The organism is Vibrio neonatus (assembly GCF_024346975.1).
Lineage (GTDB): Bacteria > Pseudomonadota > Gammaproteobacteria > Enterobacterales > Vibrionaceae > Vibrio > Vibrio neonatus.
Genome location: NZ_AP024886.1, coordinates 989,066 through 1,007,251, shown reverse-complemented (window position 1 = coordinate 1,007,251; position 18,186 = coordinate 989,066). Strand labels below are relative to the sequence as shown.

The following is an 18,186-nucleotide window of genomic DNA, read 5'->3' as shown; positions in this document are numbered from 1 at the left end:
AGTGCGGCTATGGTGTGGGCGATTGCGACATGGATATACGGTCAATTTAGTCACCGCTTTAGTGCGCTACAGCTCAATATTATTAAAGGTGTAGTGGGCTCCGCAATGATGCTGTTAGTGCTACCATTATTGCCTGTGCCACACATAGAGATCTCTAGCCAACACGCGCTTATTTTGGGGCTTTCTGGTGTCATTGGTATTGCGATTGGTGACAGTGCTTATTTTGCCGCATTAAAGAGAATTGGGCCTAATAATACCTTACTGCTCGAGTCTCTTGCGCCGCCATTATCGGGTGTATTTGCGCTAATCTTTCTAGGGTTAGGACTTAGTATGCTCAATTGGATGGGGATATTTGTCACCACGATAGCGGTGGTATTTGTCGTGATACAGCCCTCATCATCAGGCAATAACGCACATTCTAAATCAGGTATAGCGTATGGTTTGTTAGCCAGTGTTTGCCAAGCCAGCGGGGTGGTGATTTCACACTTTGCTTTGGTGGCAGGGGATATCAATCCGCTGCTAGGCGCGCTGTTGCGTTTGTCTATTGGCGTGTTGGCCGTGGCGATGATCATTCCATTTTTTCAGCCTAAGCCGTTTACGCATTTGTTGAGTTCGGCAAAAAAGATGGCTAAAACAGACCGATATTATCTGCTAGCCGCGATTACAGTCGGTACATTTCTCGCCTTGTGGTTACAACAAGTGGCCTTGAAATACGCAAACCCTGCCATTGCGCAAACCTTAATTGCGGCCAGTCCATTGTTTATGTTGTTGATCTATAAGATAAAAGGTTTAAGTCTCTCTGGACGTTCAATATTTGGCACGCTGGTGGCTATTTTGGGTGTGGCAATGCTGTTGATGGGGTAAATCGCTCTGAGTCTTAAGAAAGACAAACTATCGCAACAATTGATCCAACGATAACGGCTTCTCAGATATCCCAGCATTAACAGCGGGAGTTTCTCCCGGATTGTTCTGATGGCACAGGTTATTCCACGCTTTATAGATATCTAACAAAGGCAATAATCCTTCTGGGCGACGCTTACGCCGAGGTTCATTGACGCTGCTTTTGAACATGACATGGAAACGCTCCATGTAATTGTTGATAGGCGTGTGTTTAGGCAGTTGGTGAGCCTGTTTTTGCGTCAAATTACTTTCGATGATTTGACAGATAGCGCGCTGCTCAGTGTTTGCTCGAATGTGTTTTTGTTCTGACAACGACCAAGTCACCTTGTTGTGCGCAAAAATTAAGGGCTGCGGTTTACTGCCCAATCTTCCTTCTATCCATGCCGGATCATCAATTTGGTAAAGCAGATCCAGTGATTGCTTTTGACGCATGCCATTAAAACTGGTGATTGCCGCTTCTGCGAGCATAGGTTCAAAAGCGAGACTCAGCGTTAGCTTATTCATCTCCTGAAACCACTGATTTATCTGATGATAATGCGCAGTTACGCAGTATATCGGCGTCACCAATGATGTTTTAACGGGGTAATTGAGCTGGGTTTTATTGTGCAGTGGGTTATTGCGATGGCTTCTGGCTCGATGATCATTTAAGCGGGCCATAATGATGTCAGCCAGTTTATTGCTGGCAGGCTCTGACTGCGGCGTATTGATACTGGCAAGGTATTCTTTCGCAATGATGCGATTGCCAGATAAATTGGGTTGTTCACTTAAATTGACCGATTGATGCACCACATAGTGAGAGTTTAAATCGAGAGTACACACCCAAAGCACGCCATTATCGCTATTGGGTTGCAGGTAGTGATAGTCGCTACCTAATAAATACTGCTGTGATTGATTTTGCCAATGATGATCAAAAACCGACGACTTATGGCGACAAATTGCAGCCATGGTTTTGATGTGATCGTTCAAGGTTTTGGCTTGCATCTGCAATTTTATGGCGATTTCTTTCAAGCTAAATCCGGTTAATAACAGCGCCAAAATAGTGACGTGCGTTTTTAAATTGGGATTCGCTACAGAAAATCGATCAACGATGGTCTTTTGACAACTCTTACAACGGTATCGCTGTTTATCGCCACTAAAGCCAAATGAGTAGTACTTCTCTGGATAAAGCTGCACGTTGTAGCCCAAATTGTCGCACGCTTTGTTGTTACATGCGGTGAGGCTAGCTTGCAAATATTCACGTTGTGAACTTAGCTCGCTTTGCAGTTCGTCGGGCCAAATAATTGGAGAGATGTTGTGACAACTGGCACAGGCAATCTGTGGATTTTTTCGTTCGCTGAGAATTGAATAATTCGCCGCATTTAATGAACCAAAGTCTGCACATAATGGATTTTTGCAAAAATTAAGCTCGATGATGTGTTGGGTGATTTTCTCAGGCACGTCTATTTGTTCATTGTGATTAGAACTTTGATTCTATCTAAAATTAACACAATAAACACTTTTTAAATATAAATATGATCGCTTGTTGCTTGTTTTGCGTACATTTTAAAGATGGATTCACAACACCGATTTAACGTCATTTAAGGATAGAAACATGATGAATGCTCACACGGACTACGAATCAAATCGCTCTATTCAAATTGGCATTAGCGCCTGCGTCATCGGCGAGAAAGTGCGTTTTGATAGCGGAAGTAAAACCAGTAAATTTGTCACCAAAGAGTTAGCGCCGTTTTTTGAGTTTATTTCTGTTTGCCCAGAAGTAGGAGTGGGCATGACGGTGCCACGTCCGACCATACGTTTAGTTTCTAATGAAGAGCGTATTGCTTTGGTTGAAACTAAAGATCAATCCATCGATCACACTGAAAAAATGACCCATTACTCACAGCACAAAGTGGAAGAGCTGACTCAAGCTGAGCTGTGTGGCTACATTGTTTGCGCAAAGTCGCCCACATGTGGCATGGAGCGAGTCAAAGTGTACACCAAAGCGGGTGCAAGCAATGAAGGTGTTGGGCTATATACCGATGTGTTAATGAAAAAAATGCCATGGTTGCCGGTGGAAGAAGATGGGCGTTTAAACGATCCTGTTTTAAAAGAGAATTTCATTTCACGAATCTTCAGTCTAAAAGATTTCTACGACTGCTTAGGCGATGCGCCAACATCTGGAAAAATAGTGGCGTTCCATTCTCGATATAAGCTGACTTTGATGGCGCATGATCCAATGTCATATAAAGCGCTTGGGCAGTTAGTGGCTAGGGTAGCTGATTATGATAATCAAGAATTTTATCAGCTCTATCGCCTGAAATTCATGCAAGCTTTGACCAATAGAGCGAGTCGAAAAAATAACGCCAATGTTCTGATGCACATTCAAGGGTACTTTAAAAAATCGCTGTCAGCGCAAGAGAGACAAGAATTGCGCGCGGTTATTGATGAGTATCGTCAGGGCTTGTTGCCACTATTAAGCCCACTTACGCTGATCAGACATTATTTAACTTTGTATCCAGATGCTTATTTGCAGAGTCAAAAATTTTTAGCGCCGCATCCTCAAGAATTGCGTTTGCGTTACAGCCTATAAGGGGGAGGTTTAATGCGAGCTTTAGTCTGGTTGCGCCGCGATCTTAGAACGATAGATAACACGGCGCTGATTCGCGCTATGGATAAGGTTGAACAATCCAGCGGTGCAAATAAAGGCCTGATTGCGCTGTTTACAGTGACGCAGAAACAGTGGCAAGAGCATGCGGTTTCGGCAATGCAGCAACAACTGATTTTCCGCCGTTTACAGGCATTAACTCGCGAATTAGCTGAGTTAAAGGTGCCGCTGCACATTGAAGTCGTAGATAGCTATCAAGATTGTGGCTCTTTAATAGCGCAGCTATGTGAGCGTATGTCGATAGAACATGTGTTTGCGAATAGCGATTATGAATTCAACGAACAACAGCGGGATGAACAAGTTAAAAGCAGGCTTGAATCCGACAACATTGGCTTTACGCTCTGTGCAGATAAGTGTGTGTTTGCGCCGGGAAGCATCTTAAATAAGCAGGGCAGTTACTTTAAAGTATTCACTCCGTTTAAAAATAGTTGGTTGCAGCGTTTTGATCCCGCGCAGTTAGTGGTGCGTAAACCGGTTGCTCTGGCGACAAATGGATTATTTGATGCCAGACAAGCCTTGGAATTACCTTCCAATATCGATGATTCTCAAGTTGTTCATAACAATACTACCCACAACAACGCTACCGAAAATTGGCAGGTTGACACTCAATCCATCATTAACCAACTGCGCCTATTTTCTTTTCAAAAAGCCAATAATTATCATGACAACAGAGATGTGCCATCAATAAAAGGCACCAGTCAGCTTTCACCTTACCTTGCTCTAGGCATGTTATCGGTTCGCCAATGCATCGCTCGTTTACTTAATGGTCGCCACCCTCAACAGTTAAGTGAGGGTGAGCAGACTTGGCTGAGCGAGCTGATATGGCGTGAGTTTTATCAACACCTTATTTATTTCCAACCTAAGCTATGCAAAGGCGCAAACTTTGTAGCGTGGTGTAACAATATTCGCTGGCAAGGTGACATTGAGCATCTTAAAAGTTGGCAACAAGGTACAACGGGTTATCCTATTGTGGATGCGGCCATGAAGCAGTTAAACCAGACGGGCTGGATGCACAACCGACTGCGAATGATAGTGGCGAGCTTTTTAAGCAAAGATCTATTACTAGATTGGCGTTTTGGCGAGCGCTATTTTATGAGCCAGTTAGTCGATGGTGACTTTGCCGCCAACAATGGCGGTTGGCAGTGGTCGGCATCTACCGGCTGTGACGCACAACCTTACTTTCGGATTTTTAATCCTATTTCTCAAGGCAAAAAGTTTGATCCGCAAGGTGAGTTTGTAAAACAGTGGCTTCCTGAGCTGCAATCTGTGCCAGATAAATACATTCATTCGCCTTGGTTATGGGAGGAATTTGCCAGTTTAGACTATCCTGATCCTATCGTTGATCATAAAAAGCAGCGGCAAAGAGCGCTACAGATGTATAAGGAAGCGAAGAATAGTGAATGTTAGGTTTTGGATTAAGTGTTTAGGCATGTGGTTGCCATTGGTAATGTCTGTATCCTTGTTGAGCCCAAGCGTACTGGCCGCAACCTATCGGTTACCTGTGGATGGCAGTCATGTGGCGGGTAAATTACAGCGTCACCAAGTAAAGGCGGGAGAGACGTTCGCACTGCTTGCTAAAGATTATGATGTTGGTCTGCTTAGTCTTATCGCGGCCAACCGTGGGGTTGACCCTTTTCTTCCTGAAGAAGGAGAGGTATTAACCATTCCTAATCGCTTTATTTTGCCCTCTGCAAAACAACAAGGAATAGTGGTAAACCTTGCCGAGCTACGCCTTTATTATTTTGATCCTGATGGTGAGCATGTGCATGTATTTCCGGTCGGAATTGGTCGCATTGGTCGCGAAACCCCGCAAATGGTCACCTCTATTAGCTCTATGATAGAAGCGCCGACTTGGACGCCGCCAAAGTCTATTCGCATGGCTTATGAAGAAGACGGCATTGAACTGCCTGAAGTTGTTCCCGCTGGACCTGATAATCCGCTGGGTGAATACGCTATGCGCTTGCGTTATGGAGCAGGGCAGTATTTGATTCACGGCACTAACAAGGATTTTGGCATAGGGCTTAGGGTTAGTAGTGGCTGTATTCGTATGGAGCCAAAGGATATTAAGTGGCTATTTGAAAGAGTGGGGCGCGGCACTAGAGTGCAGATTGTTAATCAGCCCATCAAAATGGCGGTTGAACCCGATAGCAGCGTCTTTATTGAATCTCACGAGCCGTTAACCGCGCGAGATGGTATGAAGCAAACCTTTGATTGGCCGTTAGAGCTGCAAGTCTGGTTAGATAGCGGCACCTTGGAGCATTATCCTGAAACCTATTCCAAAGTGAATGGTGTGATTCAAATTCAAACCGGTATGCCGATTATGGTGCATGATGGCAGTGCGCATTAATGGCGGTTGTTTTCTAAATCTATTTATTTTCTAAACTTATTATTGATAAAACGCGCCGAACAAAAAAGCCAGCTGCAATAGCTGGCTTTAAAATTTAGTGAAGTAGTGGAGACTACTTAGTATAGGATTGTGCGACGTTATCTAGGCGTTCGTTTGCACGAGCTGATTCGTCTTGTGCAGCCATAGCGGCTTCTTTAGCTTGCATAGCGGCTGCTTTGTTTTCTGCTGAGTCTTTTTCATGTTCAGCTTTTAGCGCTGCTAGATCTTGCTCTAGTTGCGATACTCTAGAATCAGTATCAGCCATTTGTGCTTTGGTCGCCTCATCTGGACCTGATGCACAGCCTGCCAACAATAATACTGAGCTAACTCCTGCTGCAAGTATAATTTTTTTATTCATACGAACTCCCTGATTTCTTTTAGTTATGCCACTTATTTCTGATGGCTTAAATAGTGTAGACGTAGAATAAAGTATGTTCGAATAATTTATAGAAATTAGGTAATTATCACGAAAACCTGCGTCAATTGCCCCTCAAATAGCGGATATTTTTGTGATCTGAGTCGTTAACTAAGGTACTATTAGCCCGATTTTTGTATAAGTTGCTTTCTCTACATCTCATTTTGCGCAGATAGAAAGCAAAATCATCCCGTTTTTTGGAGAGTACTTTGAAGTTTAGAGAATTAGGTTTAGACAATCGTTTAATGAAGAATTTGGATCACTATTCGTTTAAGAATGCGACCGAAATTCAGCAACAGGCAATCCCTGTAGCACTTGCAGGTAAGGATTTACTTGCCTCGTCTAAAACCGGTTCTGGTAAGACTTTAGCGTTTGTTTTGCCAATGCTGCACAAAGCATTAAAAAGCAAAGCCTTCTCTGCCAAAGATCCTCGCGGCGTGATTTTAGCGCCGACGCGTGAATTGGCACGTCAAGTTTATGGCGAGCTTCGCACTATGCTAGGTGGTCTTTCTTACACGGCGACTTTAATTGTTGGTGGTGAAAACTTTAACGACCAAGTGAAAGCACTGCGTAAATACCCACGTTTTATCGTGGCAACGCCAGGACGTTTAGCCGATCACCTTGAGCATCGCTCTCTATTCTTAGACGGTTTAGACACTTTAGTGCTTGATGAAGCGGACCGCATGTTAGATTTGGGCTTTGCTCCTGAGCTGATGCGCATTCACAAGCTAGCTAAGCACCGCCGCCGTCAAACATTGATGTTCTCTGCAACGCTCGATCACGCCGAAGTGCACGATATGGCAATGGAGATGTTAAACGCTCCAAAACGTATCTCGATTGATAGCGGTAACGCGCACCATACAGATATCGACCAGAAATTTTATCTTTGTGATCACCTCGATCATAAAGAAGCATTACTGCATCGCATCATCGCAGATGCTGATTACAATCAGATTATGATTTTCACGGCAACGCGCTCAGATACTGAACGTTTAACTGTTGAATTGAACAAACTGAATTTAAAAGCGGTCGCATTAAGCGGCGGTTTAACTCAAACTCAGCGTAATACCATTATGAGTCAGTTTGAGCGCACCGTATTTAAGATCTTGGTGACCACAGATATCGCCTCGCGCGGCATCGATATTGCCAATGTATCGCACGTGATTAACTTTGATATGCCAAAACATACCGAAGAGTATGTGCACCGCGTCGGTCGTACCGGTCGTGCAGGTAATAAAGGCATTGCCTTGTCTTTAGTTGGGCCAAAAGATTGGGACAGCTTTAAGCGCGTAGAAAGCTTCTTACAGCAAGATCTTAAATTTGACGTCTTGGAAGGGCTTAAAGGTAAGTTCAAAGGCATCAAACCTAAGAAGCCGGCGTTCCGCGGTAAAGTGAACAAGAGCAATAATAAGCCGACAGCGGCTAAAAAAGTGGCTAAGAAACCGGTTAAGCGTGATAAAACCTTCCACACCAATGTGGCAGTAGGTGACGCGGTATTTATACCTAAAAAGAAAACACCACCAAAGAATGATGATTAATTCACACTGAATTAGCCAAATAGATACTCGCGAAGACTTAGGTCTTCGCTTTTTTTTGCCCAAATTCTTATTTCGCATCACGCTTTAATTTGATCGGCTTTGTGCACAGTGAAATATTTCATTTTTTTCATCTTTATTTATGACAGTTTGGTGACGGGGTAAAGCGCAGTCGCCGCGCTTTTTATCGCTAAAAATTTGTATGAGATGTGAGCGAATTTGTATGATTTATTCCTTGTTAAGCTTTGCGATTGTTGAAGGGTGAAAACTTAAAAATGCTATAAGTGTTTGTTTTTAATTGTAATTATTTCACTGTTAAGTGTGTGGCTAGTGTATTTAACAGCCTCCATTTAAGTATACCTTCAACACTCCCTCTTATTTATACGCCTGATAATTCCCATGCTCATTCTGGTTGGTTTTTGTGGAAATTGTCATTTAGCCTTCAAAGTTCTGAAACATAAGTGTCACACAACACCCTTAAAGTGTCCCTCGTCAACTAAACAAACCCACAGCATAGTGAATGTTGTGAACGTTATTCCCATTAAGGACAAACAGATGAAAAAGACAGTAATCGGTGCAGTTGCACTTCTAGGCGCACTAACAATGACTCCTGCAGTTGCTAAAGAGACTATCTCAGCAGTTGGTTCAAGCAGCGTTACTCCTCTTATGGAAGTTTTCTCTGAAACTTACATGAAGTCGAACAACAACGTATTTATCGAAGTTCAAGGCCCTGGTTCTTCTGCAGGTGTTCGTGCTGCTAAATCTGGTACAGCAAACCTAGGTATGTCTTCTCGTAATCTTAAAGATTCTGAGAAAGAGCCTGCTCTTACGGAATTAACTATCGCACTTGACGGTATCGCAGTTGTTGTTAACCCTGCGAACTCTGTAGAAGGTCTAACTTCTGCACAAGTTCAATCTATCTACAAAGGCGAAATCTCAAACTGGAAACAAGTTGGCGGTGCTGACAAGCCAATCGTAACTATTACACGTGACACAGCTTCTGGTACTCGTGGCGCTTTCGAAGACATCATGGGTCTTAAAATGAAAGTAAACGACGTAAAAGTTTCTGCTATCTCTCAACGTGCTCAAGTAGCTAACGGTAACGGCGCACTTAAAACTCAAGTTGCTTCTAACCCATACGCTATCGGTTACATCTCTCTTGGTACTGTAGACAGCACTGTTCACGCTGTAGCAATCGACGGCGCTGCTGCTTCTGTAGCAAACGTTCAGAACGGTTCTTACAACGTTGCTCGTCCTTTCCTAGTTCTTTACAAAGAAGCTAACACTTCTGCTGAAACTAAGAAATTCCTAGAGTGGATGGAATCTGCAGCTGCACAAAAACTAGTAGCAAGCAAAGGTTACATCGCTGCTAAGTAATAGAAAAAAGTTATTTTGCTCAGCCTGTGAAGGCTGAGCTTTTTCCGCGCACCTTGTTTGCGTATTTGATTTTCCCATCGCAATTTTATAGTGAATTTTTCAATGAAAAATGACAATGTTCAAGCTTCGGTTATTCCAGGCTCTTCATTAAGGGAAGACCGTGGCGTTGACTGGAGAGAACGAATCTTTCACGGATTGTTCTTATCCAGTGCTGTAATCGGTATTGTTTCTCTAGCCATAATCGCTTACTTCATCGTTAAAGAAAGTATCCCTGCATTCCAAGCCGCTGGTTTTAGCGGAATCGTCTTAGGACAAAACTGGTTACCACCTGCACTGTACGGTGTTGCAACTATGATTGTTGCCTCGCTGGTCTCTACACTCGGTGCGGTATTATTTGGTGTCCCTGTTGGTGTATTAACCGCCATCTTTATTGCTGAAATTGCGCCTAAGCGCGTGGGTAACATAATCCGCCCAGCAATCGAGCTATTGGCTGGTATTCCATCGGTAGTGTACGGCTTCTTCGGTCTGGTGATTATCGTTCCACTTATCCAGCAAATCTTCGACGTACCTGCGGGTAACACTATCTTGGCCGGTATCATCGTACTTGGCGTAATGATTTTACCTACGGTAATTACCGTTTCTGAAACCTCTATTCGCGCTGTGCCACGTGCTTATAAAGAAGGTTCTTTAGCGTTAGGTGCTTCAAAGATTTACACCATCTTTAAGATCCTCGTTCCTGCGGCTCGTTCAGGCATTATGACGGGTGTTATTTTGGGGATTGGTCGTGCTCTTGGCGAAACAATGGCGATCATCATGGTTATGGGTAATGCACCGGCAATGCCTGAAGGACTATTGGACGCGGCGCGTACACTGACCGCCAACATCGCAATCGAAATGTCGTACGCAAGCGGGCTTCACGCAAATGCATTGTACGCGACCGGTGTGGTTCTGTTGATCTTCATTATGATGTTAAACGGTGCTCTTTTGTATCTTAACCGTCAGAAAGCGAGATAAGAGTAATGGATACAGTAAAACTAAAACAATCTCGTCAGCGCAAAGACAACATGCTTAACGTATTTGTATGGCTTTCAGCTGGCTTAACCGTGGGCTTTTTGTTCTGGATTATCTGGTACATCTTGTCGAATGGTTTGCAATTCGTAAACTGGGACTTCGTGACAGGCGACTACAGTCGTACTGGTGATTCTCAGGGTATTTTCCCAATGATCGTATCAACGATTTATATGGTTATTGCTTCGATTTCTGTTGCAGCGCCTTTGGGTATCATGACAGCTATCTACCTGACTGAATATGCGCAAGTGGGTAGTAAGTTCGTAAAAGTGATTCGTTTTTGTACTGAATCACTGGCGGGTATCCCGTCAATTATCTTTGGTCTATTTGGTATGACCTTCTTTGTGACCATTATGGGATTCGGTTTCTCTATCCTATCGGGTGCACTAACGTTAAGTATTTTGATTCTGCCAGTGATTATCCGTGCAACGGAAGAAGCATTGATTGCGGTTCCTCAAACTTTCCGTGAAGGTTCTTATGCTTTAGGCTCGTCAAAAATCTACACTATTTGGCGCTTAATCCTACCAAGCGCAATGCCAGGTATTTTGACGTCTGTTATCTTGAGTATTGGTCGTGTAATTGGTGAATCAGCTCCGGTATTTTTGACAGCAGGTATGGTGGCACGTATCCCTGATACGCTTCTTGATTCAGGACGTACGCTAACCGTTCACCTATATAAGTTAACAACAGAGCTATTTACTATTGATGAGTGGAACCAAGCCTACGGTACGGCAACAGTACTGATTGTGGTGGTACTTCTGATTAATATGTTAACCAAACTTATCGCTAGCCGTTTCAACAAAGCGACTTACTAATTGTTGTTAGATAGACACAAAGAATTTAAGAGATACTGAAAATGAACAAATTTAATATCGAAAACCTAGATCTTTACTACGGCGACAATAAAGCGCTAAAAAGCATCAACTTACCAATTCCTCTTCGCCAAGTAACGGCGCTTATCGGCCCATCGGGTTGTGGTAAATCAACGCTACTACGTTGTCTAAACCGCATGAACGATTTGATTGAAGGCGTAAAAATTACTGGTCTTGTGGAAATGGACGGTCAAGATATCTATGGCAACATTGATGTCGCTGACCTGCGCATCAAAGTGGGCATGGTATTCCAAAAGCCAAACCCATTCCCGATGAGCATCTATGAAAACGTGGCTTACGGTCTGCGTGCTCAAGGCATCAAAGACAAGAAGCACATCGATAAAGTGGTTGAAAAATCACTGCGCGGTGCAGCGTTGTGGGATGAGGTGAAAGATCGTCTTAAATCACACGCGTTTGGTCTATCAGGTGGTCAGCAACAACGTTTGTGTATTGCGCGTACTATCGCTATGGAACCAGATGTGATTTTGATGGATGAACCAACATCAGCACTTGATCCAATTGCGACACACAAAATCGAAGAACTAATGGAAGATCTGAAAAAGGATTACACCATTGTTATCGTAACTCACTCAATGCAGCAAGCACGTCGTATTTCAGACCGTACTGCTTTCTTCTTGATGGGTGAGTTGGTTGAACATGATGAAACACAAGTCATATTTAGTAACCCACAAGACGATCGTACTCAAGGTTACGTAAACGGTGATTTTGGTTAATAGCACCGTTTAAATTTGCAAAATTAACTATAATAATAAGCGATGGACTCTTGCCCCTCAATTATTGAGGGGCCTTTTTTACTCTACATCAATTGCAAATTTTCAGTTATATCAACCCGGATAAGTACTCGTAATCAAATACTTATGTGGACTGATATTACGCCGTTGTTAATGATGCTTCTTTTGCAGGATAGCTAAAGAGCGCCTAGAGAACGATAGCTATAAGATTGACCTTCTATTCAGGTCTAAGTACACTCGATTTAGTTTCGATATGAGGTATTAGTCGTGAGTGATTTAGAAAAAGAGCTAGCATCAATGGCCGAGCAAGCCGGAGATCAGCCAGAAGAGAAATTGCCTTCAATAGAAGAGCAAAAGAAAATAGCGGCAGAATTAAAAAAACTTGAAGAAGCGGGTGAGTTAACTCCAGAGATACTAGAACAGTATTTTGGCAAGTTTTACTCAGAGTCAGAGACTCCGGTTCATTAAGTTAACTAGTATAATAATTAAAACCGAGCGTTTAGCGCTCGGTTTTTTTATGCCTTGGAAAAACCCCTTACGCCTATTTGATATAGGAATAAGGGGTTTAGTGGGGTTCAGTGAATAGACGTTGCCTGCTTATGCGTCAGGAATATTCGCGCCAACTTCTTGATGTAAACGGCGACAAGCGCGTCCATCATCGTGAAATAGGTGACAGCGTTTAGGATCAATACCGATCGCGTAGTGATCCCCTGGCTCAACCTCTAAGGTGTCAGGTTGTCTAAAGTTGATATCGGTATCGGCGCTTTCAACAGATAGGTACACTTGGGTTTCTTGCCCTAGTTTTTCTACTATGGTGACTTCGCCTTCAATCGTCGCTTCTGAAGAGTCCGACATTAATAAGTGCTCAGGTCGAATGCCTAACGACATGCGCTCACCCACAACTACCGTGCTGCCATCAACGGGAATATTAAACGCCACTTTGTTTTCAAGCTCGACTTTGACCTGTGTTGCCGAGGCTTCAATGGCGTGCACACTAATAAAATTCATTTTAGGTGAGCCGATAAAGCCAGCCACAAAACGATTTTGCGGGTAGTGGTATAAATCCAGAGGTCGGCCAACTTGAGACACATAACCGCCGTCTAGCACCACGATTTTATCGGCCATGGTCATAGCTTCGACCTGATCGTGGGTTACGTAGATCATGGTGCAGCCTAATTGACGTTGCAATTTAGTGATTTCACTGCGCATTTGTACACGCAATGCCGCATCAAGGTTAGATAGAGGTTCATCCAGTAAGAAAACTTGCGGCTGTGAGACTAAAGTACGACCAATGGCGACGCGCTGGCGTTGACCGCCCGATAGTGCTTTAGGTTGTCGGTCTAAAAGATGCGTCAGTTGCAAAATATCAGCGGCGTGTTTAACACGTTTTTCCGTTTCGGCTTTATCCGCTTTTGCCAGTTTCATACCAAAAGACATGTTGTCGTATAAATTCAGATGCGGATAAAGTGCGTAAGACTGGAACACCATACCAACGCCACGTTTTGACGGCTCGACATCGTTCATTCGTTGCTCGCCGATGTATAAATCGCCAGAGGTAATGTCTTCTAAGCCTGCAATACAACGCAGTAGAGTCGATTTACCACAACCAGATGGCCCCACGAATACAACAAACTCGCCTTCGTGAATATCTAGATTGACGTTTTTAGAGATCTCTACGTCACCATAGGATTTGTATACATTTTTTAGCGTGACACTGGTCATTTGAGTGGATCCTCAATATTAATTTTACCCATTAGCGCTCAGTTATGGTTATTGATTATGCCATGAGCACTAAAATAGAAATTCAGAAGTAATGGTGCAAACTCTTCTTTAGAGAACAGGAAAGAAAAAAGGTGATGAACACAAAACGCGAAGATTAATGACTCACCCTAAGAGTCAATAACTTCAGCCTGTTTTGGTCACATCACCTGACCATCCCCAATTCTAGCTAATATCCCCCGCACCTTAGTTGCCGCGTTCCCCGTAATGATGTTCATTGCGCACGTCAATTAAGTTACTACTAGCTAGGTTTGAAATGTTATCCCAACAAACAAGTTAGAAAAGGGTTCTTGCTATCCATATCTCGGATGTTGTTAGTTTGTGCAATTTGCTGGTGTAGTACATCCTCCTGAACGGTATTTTTGTAGGGGGAGTAGTAAGGGAGGAGGGGGGAAGAACAGGCCCGCGAATAAACGGATCAACCTCTCTTTTATTGGGGTATTCCCATTGTTTTGCATCACATTTTTGACTGTTCTGTGATCGGCTTCACTTCACCTGAGAGAGCCAGATCACGAAACTCGGCTCGTTTAGATAGGGCGTAGTTGTCGGGATGATGATGATTCATTGGGACTAGCGGATGATAGATGCTGAAATTTGGCTTTCAGGAATAACTTTGATAGCCCTACACATATAATAAAAAGGATTACACACATGAAAAAAGCTCTAAGTACAGTGGCACTTGGAACACTTGTTGCGCTTGGTTCTTTTGGTGCTCACGCAGCAATTCAAGAAGGTCAACTGACAATCTGGATCAACGGCGATAAAGGTTATAATGGTCTGGCAGAAGTCGGTAAACGCTTTGAAGAAGATACAGGCATCAAAGTGACGGTTGCGCACCCTGATGGCTTAGAGTCTCGCTTTCCTCAAGTTGCCGCAACAGGTGACGGCCCGGATATCATCTTTTGGGCACACGATCGCTTTGGTGGTTACGCAGAAGCCGGTTTGCTAGCTGAAATTAAACCGTCTAAAGAAATCAAAGAAGGTATCGTAGATTTTGCATGGGACGCAGTGAACTTCCAAGGCAAAACTATTGGCTACCCAGTGGCTATCGAAGCCCTAGCGCTTATCTACAACAAAGATCTTGTGCCAAACCCACCTAAAACTTGGGAAGAAGTCGCCGCGCTGGATGCTAAATTAGCAAAAGATGGCAAAAAAGCGATCATGTGGAACCTAAAAGAACCATACTTCACATGGCCACTAATGGCTGCTGATGGTGGTTATGCGTTCAAGCACACTGATGCAGGTTATGACGTTAAAAACGTCGGCATTGATAATGCTGGCGTTAAAGATGCAATGAACTTCATTAAGTCATTAGTAGACAGCAAAGTGATCTCAGCAGATATGGATTACTCTATTGCGGATTCTTCTTTTGCTAAAGGCGATGTTGCACTGACCATCAATGGCCCTTGGGCATGGGGTGGCTATGACAACAAAGTGAACTATGGCGTAACGACGCTACCTACGTTCAAAGGTCAGGCTTCTTCACCGTTTGTTGGTGTACTAACCGCTGGTATTAGCACTGCGTCACCAAACAAAGATCTTGCAGTTGAATTCCTAGAGAATTACTTACTGACTAATGAAGGCTTACGTGACGTCAATAACGACAAGCCACTGGGCGCGGTTGCACTAAAATCGTTCCAAAAAGAATTGGCATCTGATCCGCGCATTGCCGCCACAATGGCGAGTGCAGAACACGGTGAGATCATGCCGAACATTCCGCAAATGAACACTTACTGGAGTTCTGCGAAAAACGCCATCATCAATGTAGTCGATGGTCGTCAATCGGTAGATGCTGCTCTAGAAGACGCTAAAAAACAAATGCTTAAGTAAACCCTTTAAGGAGGGGGTAACCCCTCCTTACTTTTCTCTATTTATTATTCGCTAGTAGGTTCTTTTTATGCAGACAGTTCAATCTTCTGGTTCTGTTGAGACTCCTTCCGTTGCCGGAAATACAAAATCCGTATTGAAATGGGCAACCCTTGGCTTAGTCGGAATTGTAAACGGTTATGCAACCGTGTTGATGTATTCTCGTGGAGAAGTAGCCTTTGCTATTCTCACACTGATTTTAACGGCGTTAGCGCTATATATCTTCGGTAGTAAGAAAACCTACGCACATCGCTATATTTATCCGGGTATTGCGGGAATGATTCTGTTCATTCTTTTCCCGCTGGCCTATACCGTTAACTTAGCATTCACCAACTACAGTGCCAAAAACCAGCTGACCTTTGACCGAGCGCAAACGGTGCTGGTTAACCGCACTTTCCAAAGTGGTGACAGTTATCCATTCCAACTGCTCAAAACCGCTGGTGGGCATATTATTGCCTTGCAAGACGGCGAGCATACTTTAGTCACAAGAGAGTTTAGCTTGACTAAAGATGTGACCAGTAAAGAGCTGCAACTGACTGCGATTGATGCAAACTCAATTCAAGGTGATAAAGAGCCGATTAAAAGCATTATTAAAGCTCGCCCTATATTGAGTAACATTGATCTGATCAAACCAAGTGGTGAAGCCGTTCGTATGAGTGGGCTGCGTAAATTTGCTGGCGTTGAGCCGCTGTTTACGCTGCAAGCCGACGGCAAAACCATGATAAACAATGAAACGGGCGAGACCTTCATGCCGAATATGGAGGTGGGTTTCTATCAGCCCGTAAATGCCGATGGCGAATTTGTGGGTGCGACCGTTTCACCTGGTTTTATTGTCGGAATAGGCACGGGCAACTTTGAACGAGTTTGGAAAGACGATGGCATCAAAGAGCCGTTTATCTCGATATTCATCTGGACGGTGCTGTTCTCAGTATTAACGATTATTTTTACCCTGGTGATTGGCTTAGTGTTAGCCAGCGTAGTGCAGTGGGAAGAGCTGAAAGGACGTGCGATTTACCGCGTGTTGCTCATCCTGCCTTATGCGGTGCCAGCCTTTATTTCCATCTTGATATTCAAAGGTTTGTTTAACCAAAGTTTTGGTGAAATTAACTTAGTGCTCAGTCAACTATTTGGCATTTCGCCAAACTGGTTCTCTGATCCCTTCTTAGCAAAAACCATGGTGTTGATAGTAAACACTTGGCTTGGTTTCCCATACATAATGATTTTGTGTATGGGGCTATTAAAAGCCATCCCTGATGATTTGTATGAAGCTTCTGCAATTGATGGTGCAGGGCCATTTAAGAACTTTTTCCACATTACCGTACCTTTGATGATTAAACCCATGACGCCGCTACTAATTGCCAGCTTTGCGTTTAACTTCAATAACTTTGTCATGATTCAGCTATTGACCAACGGCGGTCCAAACATGATAGGTACCTCAGAGCCTGCCGGTTACACCGACTTGTTAGTGAGCTACACCTACCGCATCGCCTTTGAGGGCAGTGGTGGTCAAGACTTTGGTCTAGCAAGTGCTATCGCAACGCTTATCTTCCTATTAGTGGGTGGTATGGCACTACTGAACCTTCGTTTCACTAAGCTATCTCAAGATTAAGGAGCAATAACAATGGCTATGGTACAAGGAAAAAACCTTAAATACCGTGTTTGGGCAGCGCATATCGCTCTGTGGATCTTCTTGTCCTTGATTATCTTCCCTTTGTTGATGGTTATCGCCATTTCATTTCGAGAAGGTAACTTTGCCACAGGTAGCTTGATTCCTGACAATCCTTCATTGGAGCACTGGAAGTTAGCCCTTGGCTTATCGGTCACCCATGCTGATGGTAGCGTAACGCCACCACCATTCCCTGTGCTGTTATGGCTGTGGAACTCAGTGAAAGTGGCGGGCATTACCTCTATTTTGATTGTGGCGCTGTCTACAACCTCAGCGTACGCGTTTGCTCGCATGCGCTTTAAAGGCAAGAACACCATCTTAAAAGCGATGATGATTTTCCAAATGTTCCCAGCGGTATTGGCGCTGGTGGCTATCTATGCGCTGTTTGATAAATTAGGTCAGTACATTCCATTTTTGGGGCTAAATACCCATGGCGGTCTTATCTTCTCTTATCTTGGCGGTATAGCACTGCACGTTTGGACCATTAAAGGCTACTTTGAAACCATCGATAATTCGTTGGAAGAGGCGGCAGCATTGGATGGCGCAACCCCTTGGCAAGCATTCCGTTTGGTATTGTTGCCATTGTCGGTACCAATTTTAGCCGTGGTGTTTATCTTATCTTTCATTGGCGTTGTGGGTGAGGTGCCAGTGGCGTCTTTGCTACTGTCAGATGTGAACTCATACACCCTAGCAGTGGGCATGCAGCAGTATCTTTACCCGCAAAACTACCTATGGGGCGATTTTGCCGCAGCGGCGGTATTGTCAGCACTACCGATTACAATTGTGTTCTTGTTAGCACAACGTTGGCTGGTGGGCGGTTTAACATCAGGCGGTGTGAAAGGTTAAGTAGATTTATTGCTTGTTATAAATGAAAGCGGCAGCCAAGGCATTGCGCTTTGGTGGTGTGAATACTGAAGGAGCTCATT

16 protein-coding genes are annotated in these 18,186 nt (G+C 43.8%); 13 read left to right on the top strand and 3 right to left on the bottom strand.

From position 1 onward, the window contains the following. Positions 1-9: 9 nt before the first annotated feature. On the top strand, positions 10-864 hold the full coding sequence (locus OCU38_RS16665) for a DMT family transporter (RefSeq protein WP_261824979.1): 855 nt from the start codon (positions 10-12) through the stop codon (positions 862-864). 27 nt (positions 865-891) lie between these two features. Here the strand turns inward: OCU38_RS16665 and OCU38_RS16660 are convergent, their stop codons facing one another. Next, the gene (locus tag OCU38_RS16660; protein ID WP_261824580.1) at positions 892-2,337 is read right to left on the bottom strand and encodes a hypothetical protein; all 1,446 of its coding nucleotides are present in this window, start codon (positions 2,335-2,337) and stop codon (positions 892-894) included. Between the two features lie 157 nt (positions 2,338-2,494). Here OCU38_RS16660 and OCU38_RS16655 point away from each other — a divergent pair, with 157 nt between their 5' ends. The 3 genes from OCU38_RS16655 to OCU38_RS16645 are packed head-to-tail and all read left to right on the top strand — an operon-like array spanning position 2,495 to position 5,891. Beyond that, positions 2,495-3,469, top strand: a complete 975-nt coding sequence (locus tag OCU38_RS16655) for a YbgA family protein (protein ID WP_261824978.1) — start codon at positions 2,495-2,497, stop codon at positions 3,467-3,469. A 12-nt stretch (positions 3,470-3,481) separates the two neighbouring features. Then, a complete protein-coding gene (phrB, locus tag OCU38_RS16650) occupies positions 3,482-4,951 on the top strand; it encodes a deoxyribodipyrimidine photo-lyase (protein WP_261824579.1) in 1,470 nt (489 codons plus the stop codon). A gap of 22 nt (positions 4,952-4,973) precedes the next feature. Beyond that, a complete protein-coding gene (locus OCU38_RS16645; protein ID WP_261824578.1) occupies positions 4,974-5,891 on the top strand; it encodes a L,D-transpeptidase family protein in 918 nt (305 codons plus the stop codon). A 112-nt stretch (positions 5,892-6,003) separates the two neighbouring features. Here OCU38_RS16645 and OCU38_RS16640 read toward each other — a convergent pair whose 3' ends face one another. Next, positions 6,004-6,288 carry an Lpp/OprI family alanine-zipper lipoprotein gene (locus OCU38_RS16640; RefSeq protein ID WP_023403513.1) on the bottom strand — a complete coding sequence of 95 codons (285 nt, stop codon included), beginning with the start codon at positions 6,286-6,288 and terminating at the stop codon, positions 6,004-6,006. 266 nt (positions 6,289-6,554) lie between these two features. On the opposite strand from OCU38_RS16640, the gene OCU38_RS16635 reads away from it, so the two are divergent. From OCU38_RS16635 to OCU38_RS16610, 6 genes are all read left to right on the top strand, one after another. Beyond that, positions 6,555-7,883, top strand: coding sequence for a DEAD/DEAH box helicase (locus OCU38_RS16635; protein WP_261824577.1), 1,329 nt, complete (start codon positions 6,555-6,557; stop codon positions 7,881-7,883). Positions 7,884-8,435: 552 nt separating this feature from the next. After that, on the top strand, positions 8,436-9,257 hold the full coding sequence (locus tag OCU38_RS16630) for a phosphate ABC transporter substrate-binding protein (RefSeq protein WP_261824576.1): 822 nt from the start codon (positions 8,436-8,438) through the stop codon (positions 9,255-9,257). A 102-nt stretch (positions 9,258-9,359) separates the two neighbouring features. After that, positions 9,360-10,271: a phosphate ABC transporter permease subunit PstC gene (gene pstC / locus OCU38_RS16625; RefSeq protein ID WP_261824575.1), complete on the top strand. Its 912-nt coding sequence runs from the start codon at positions 9,360-9,362 to the stop codon at positions 10,269-10,271. Between the two features lie 5 nt (positions 10,272-10,276). Beyond that, on the top strand, positions 10,277-11,140 hold the full coding sequence (gene pstA, locus OCU38_RS16620) for a phosphate ABC transporter permease PstA (protein WP_261824574.1): 864 nt from the start codon (positions 10,277-10,279) through the stop codon (positions 11,138-11,140). A 41-nt stretch (positions 11,141-11,181) separates the two neighbouring features. After that, positions 11,182-11,931: a phosphate ABC transporter ATP-binding protein PstB gene (gene pstB / locus OCU38_RS16615; protein WP_261824573.1), complete on the top strand. Its 750-nt coding sequence runs from the start codon at positions 11,182-11,184 to the stop codon at positions 11,929-11,931. 285 nt (positions 11,932-12,216) lie between these two features. Beyond that, on the top strand, positions 12,217-12,417 hold the full coding sequence (locus OCU38_RS16610) for a hypothetical protein (RefSeq protein ID WP_023403519.1): 201 nt from the start codon (positions 12,217-12,219) through the stop codon (positions 12,415-12,417). A gap of 129 nt (positions 12,418-12,546) precedes the next feature. Here the strand turns inward: OCU38_RS16610 and malK are convergent, their stop codons facing one another. Next, a complete protein-coding gene (malK, locus tag OCU38_RS16605) occupies positions 12,547-13,671 on the bottom strand; it encodes a maltose/maltodextrin ABC transporter ATP-binding protein MalK (protein ID WP_261824572.1) in 1,125 nt (374 codons plus the stop codon). A gap of 708 nt (positions 13,672-14,379) precedes the next feature. On the opposite strand from malK, the gene malE reads away from it, so the two are divergent. From malE to malG, 3 genes are all read left to right on the top strand, one after another. Beyond that, on the top strand, positions 14,380-15,558 hold the full coding sequence (gene malE, locus OCU38_RS16600) for a maltose/maltodextrin ABC transporter substrate-binding protein MalE (RefSeq protein ID WP_261824571.1): 1,179 nt from the start codon (positions 14,380-14,382) through the stop codon (positions 15,556-15,558). A 67-nt stretch (positions 15,559-15,625) separates the two neighbouring features. Further along, positions 15,626-17,203: a maltose ABC transporter permease MalF gene (malF, locus tag OCU38_RS16595; RefSeq protein WP_261824570.1), complete on the top strand. Its 1,578-nt coding sequence runs from the start codon at positions 15,626-15,628 to the stop codon at positions 17,201-17,203. Between the two features lie 12 nt (positions 17,204-17,215). Continuing rightward, complete coding sequence (gene malG / locus OCU38_RS16590; protein WP_261824569.1) at positions 17,216-18,106, top strand: maltose ABC transporter permease MalG; 891 nt, start codon at positions 17,216-17,218, stop codon at positions 18,104-18,106. Positions 18,107-18,186: the final 80 nt, after the last annotated feature.